Consider the following 4,979-nt stretch of genomic DNA (forward strand, 5'->3'; position numbering starts at 1 on the left):
ATGTCTACGATGCCCTGACCACCGAGCGTGTCTATAAAAAGGCTTTTGAACACGAAAAGGCAAAGGCAATAATTCTTGAGGGGCGGGGAGGACATTTTGACCCCCGGATTGTGGATGGTTTTCTTGCCCTTGAAGAAAAATTTATTGAACTGAAAAACCTGCTCCAGGATTAAACTCAGAAATTAATAGTCGGGCGGCATTGTCACCGATCTGATTACGTATAAAACTCAGGCTGATAAAGCAGGTACATCCACAATTCGGCTGAGTCTTATGGGTAATCAAGTAATATAAATACGGGATTATTGTTAAGAAAAAACGCCCCAACAGTGCCCGGTGTCACCCTCACTTGACGGAGGTGTCGTGGGTACAAGAAGGAAGACCTGGTCGCAGACAGATAAGTGAGGCTTCACTGTCGGGACACTGCTGAAGAGTTTTTTTCATCGGCACCTCATTGTCGGAGTCTTTGCCCGGTTGAGCGGTCATGTCCGTCCGTATAGATGGGGGGAGTCTGACACAAATAATTGTTGATTCGATAAGGAGTTGCCTTTCATCTTTTGTTTAAGAATAATCTGATTACCGAGAAATCTCAGTCAAGCAGGAGTGGCTGTTTTTCGTCCAGTTGACAGAGGTTTTGCAGGACCGGATATGGTTTTTCTTCAAGGTAGTCATCAAAAGTCTCGACTCCAAAAATATATTTATTATAAAATTCCCGCAGTCTTTCCCTGTTGTTTGACCTGCAGAATTCTTTACGGATTTCCCGAAATTTATGGAGATAATCTCTGTCAGGCCGGTAGTGACCATAACACTTTCCCGGTGTGGAACCGAAGGGCTGGTCAACCACGGCGTCAACAGCCGAACAGGGTATTTCCGTGAGGTTTGGATAGTTGTGAAAACTCGATTCCGGGATAATCTGTTCTGTGGTTACAATAGTTCTGGTTCCAGCCTCTGCTATTTGCGGGCAATTGCAGAGATTCCCGAAAATCCTGCTGTTTCCATATCTGTCGCTTGCCTGCACATGGACAATACTTAAATCAGGGTGGCAGGCGGGAACAAGGCAGACTTTTTGTCTGATGAAAGGGCATTCGATTATAATTTCAGAAGAAATTTGCCCGGGATTGTTACTTTCCAGGGTTCTGACCGGCAGAAAAGATACGCCCATGGCGGCTGCCCTGAATCCTGTTACCATATTTCCGGAAAGAATATTGTCGAGTTGAATCATGTTCCTGTCGGACAGGTACCTTAACAGCGGTAACTCTTCACCTGCTTCGCTTTCGCAACGGCCAAGTTTAATCCGTTTGATTGACAGGTGGTCGGAGTTCAGGATCATTGCACCTGCAAGAAGCTCAGTGCAAATGGAACCGGATTGCTCCATGAGAGTAATGTTATGGGCCCCCTGGCGGATAATTTCATGTGTTGCTGCTACAGGGATTCGCGTATCGACAAAACCACCCAGACCAATACTGATGTTGTCTTTCAGGTAGCGGCTTATCGCTTTTTTCAAACTTGTACGCTTATCAGTGAGGTTCATTTTCTGCCATACGTAATATATCCGTGATAATTGCAGGAAGATGCATGCAACAGGCGATACTATAGAAAACTTGATTACCCATGAAACTCAGCTAAATTGTGGATGTGCCTGTTTTATCAGGCTGAGTTTCATATGTAATCAGAATAGAAAAAGAACGGGATTGTGTAAATCGGTGGAAAACGCAAAAAATCCGGTGGTGAAAAGTACGGCCAGTGCAGGAATAAAACATCAGGGGGCGTAGGCAGATTACCTACAGAGGGAGCAGTCTGGGGTCTGCTTGTTTTCTACAGTTCGCCTTTTTCCAGCCAGCGAACGGCGGAATGTATCAGGTCTGTGGCATTTTGCAAGTCCAGTTTATTCTTTATCCGTTCCCTGTAGGTGCCTATGGTTTTCACTCCCAGGTCGAGGTGGTCGGCAATATCCCTCGTTGTCATTCCTTTTCCCAGCAGCCTGAATACATCAAGTTCTCTGTGGGTAAGTCGGTCAATGGGGGATTCTGAGGAGTCTTTTGGATGGTTGAGATATTTATCGAGAACTTTGGCCATAAAGCGGGCTGAAGCATATTTTTCTCCCCTGTGAATAGTATTTATCGCCTTGATTATCGATTCGGAAGTTTCTTCTTTCATGATATACCCTCTTGCTCCAGCGCGAAAAGCCCGTTCCGCATAGAGTGTTTCATCGTGCATGGATAAGACAAGAATGGGAAGGTCAGGATAATCACGGTGCAGTTCAGAGATCAGCTCGATACCGTTGCGACCCTTGAGGGTAATATCAACAATAACCATGTCCGGCTGTACTTTTTCGATTACCTGCAGGGCGGTGGTTGTTGAATCCGCTTCTCCGCAGACCTGCAGGTTTTTTTCTGTTTCAATCAGTTCCTTCAGTCCGGCGCGGAAAACAGGATGATCTTCCACTATGACGACTCTGGTCATATTTCTTCCTCGTGTATTGTCAGGTTATCATTGAGTGTAATGATAACCCGGGTACCCCCCTTATCCATTGTCAAATAAGAGAGTTCCGCGCCGATCCGTTCGGCCCGGTAGCGCATGATTTTCAGTCCCATTCCATCGGTTTCGGTTACATCACGAATTCCGATACCGTCATCTGTGATGGTTATTAATACACCGTTCTCACTCTGTTTCTGTACAATATTAACAGTGGTGCCCCGAGCATGGCGGACACTGTTGGAAACAGCCTCCTGAACAATAAGGAAAAGATGGATGCTGTCTCTGCTGTCCCGGAAATCGAGGTCTCCTGTCCGTTTATATGTACAGACCAGACCATAAACCTCTTCCGTATGGGTTACAAGTTCTTCAATTGCAGTTTCAAACCCCCGGTTTACCAGAAAAACGGGACTCAGCCCCCGTGCCATACCCCGTGACTTTCTGATGGCGTCTTTAATGAGTTTCCGGATTTTTTCTGTTGTTTTCACCGCTTCTGGAAAGTTTTCCTCCAGTTTTTTCTGGAGAATTTTGACCATGACCTCCGTTCCTATAAGATGTGGGCAGAGGTCGTCATGGATATCCTGTCCCACCTTTCGTCTTTCATTTTCCCCAATGTCGAGAATTCGCTCCTGCAGACCCTGTCGCTCGGTGATGTCTTCCACAACTGCGAGAACACAGGTATCTCCCCAGAGTGTAATGAGATCGGCTGAAACGAGGCCCTGTCGTTTTTCGTTATCTCTTGTGTGAAAGGTGATTGCCCGTTCCCTGATCTGGTTTTTTTCTGTCAGTTCCCGGAGCAGATTGTGGATATCTTTGGGGGAATCAAAGATCGGTAATTCGGCAAGGGAATGGTCAAAAAGGTTTTTTTGTCTGAAACCGGTTGTCTGGGTGAAGCTGTCATTGACGCTGATGATCTTTCCCTGGGGATAGCTCAGTATCAGAATGGAAATCGGGCTGAGATTGAATGCCTTGGAAAACATCTCCTCGGACTGCCTGAGGGCTTTCTGGGCACGTGCCCGAACCTGGATTTCTTTTTTCAGTTCATTACTGTAGTTTTCAAGCCTTTCCATGAACTGGTTGAAATAAGAGGCCAGTTTTCCTATTTCCCCGCTGTATGGTTTTGTGATTCTCGCGGTAAAATCACCATCCGGTGGTCTGGCAAAGGAGGCCATCAGTTCCTGAAGGGGAGCAGTTATTGTCCGGCTGATCACCAGGGTGAGGGGCAGCAGGAGGAACAGGGCGGCGGCCATGGCCCACAGCATGAATTTCCTGATGGTTGTCAGAGGAGCGAAAAATTCATCAAGGTAGCTCGAAGACGCGACAATCCACTGGAACTGTGGGATATAATTGAAGATAACGAGTTTTTCCCTTGCGGTAGAGTCTCCGGGGTTTTGCCATGGATAAATAATCTTTCCCTTCTTCCGCTCGCAGATTTCCCGGATGAAATAACGACCTTTGGCGTCTTTTTTTTCGAGTATATTATGTCCTTCCAGCTTGGGGTGGATAATCAGGTTCCCCTTGAGATCCATGACGTAGCTGTAACCGGTTTTGCCAAAACTGACGGCGAGGATTTTCTTTCTAAAATCATCAAGTTTGACGAGTTGCCTGAATTCGCTGCGATATGTGGAGACAGAGATAATCCAGTCCCATGGGGCGAAATAGGCCATATAAAGAGCCTTGCCCCGCCTGTGTTTTTCGCCGGGGTTCTGCCAGTCGTAGACAAGGTAGCCGGTTTTCTTTTCCTTCTGGACGGTGACAAAATCGTACGGGGAAATATTGACACCGACCAGGGACGGTTGTGGATGGACCTGGAGTACACCATCACTGTCAATGGCATAGATATAGCCGGATTCTCCAATATGCTGATGGAGAAAAATTTCAGCCACCTGGTTTTTGGCTTTCTCTTCCGTCAATTCTCCGTTGAGGGTCTGTTGATAAAAAAATTCGGTTATTTCAAGATTTTTTTCTGCCGTGGCACGAAGATAATTTTTCAGGGAGACTTCTGCTGCCGTTTCCACCAGATTGAGTAGAATATTGGTGGACTGCTGCAGTTCGCTTTCGATGTTATCCTCGATTGTCAGACGAACAAAGGAGTAGACACCCATTCCGGCCGCGATCAGGATGAGCAGGAAGGTGGAAGAGTAGCTTATAAAAAGTTTTGTCCGTATATTGAATTGCACAGTGTACCGGTCTGAAGATCTGCCCTGTTTGATTACCCGTATCCGCTGCGGACTCAGGAAGTATACAGAAGTGATGATTTCTGCTACTATACGGGAATTTCTCTGGTCAGGCAAGAGACTGGATTATGGAGTGTGTGCAGTCCTTGATATTGAACGGAATTGATCATTTTCGGACGGACAAGTCCGGTTAATCTAACGGCAAATCGACCATGGGTATCGCCACCGACATTATAATTCTTATCCTCGCATCGTTCTGTTGTGGTCTGGTGATGCAGCGTTTCCATCAACCCCTGATTCTCGGTTATATTCTTGCCGGTATCCTCCTCG

The 4,979-nt window shown here is 46.5% G+C and carries 3 protein-coding genes; all 3 read right to left on the reverse strand.

Annotated features, from left to right (window positions below; translation table 11 throughout):
• Nucleotides 1–586 precede the first annotated feature (586 nt).
• Entirely contained in the window at nt 587–1,528 is a 942-nt protein-coding gene (locus ACXLDX_RS00155) for a CoA transferase subunit A (protein WP_457575159.1), read from the reverse strand.
• A 284-nt stretch (nt 1,529–1,812) separates the two neighbouring features.
• Nucleotides 1,813–2,460: a response regulator transcription factor gene (locus ACXLDX_RS00160; RefSeq protein WP_457575160.1), complete on the reverse strand. Its 648-nt coding sequence runs from the start codon at nt 2,458–2,460 to the stop codon at nt 1,813–1,815.
• On the reverse strand, nt 2,457–4,652 hold the full coding sequence (locus tag ACXLDX_RS00165) for a cache domain-containing protein (protein ID WP_457575161.1): 2,196 nt from the start codon (nt 4,650–4,652) through the stop codon (nt 2,457–2,459). The genes ACXLDX_RS00160 and ACXLDX_RS00165 overlap by 4 nt, the downstream gene beginning before the upstream one ends.
• Between the last annotated feature and the right edge of the window lie 327 nt (nt 4,653–4,979).

Source organism: Desulfomarina sp. (assembly GCF_054039375.1).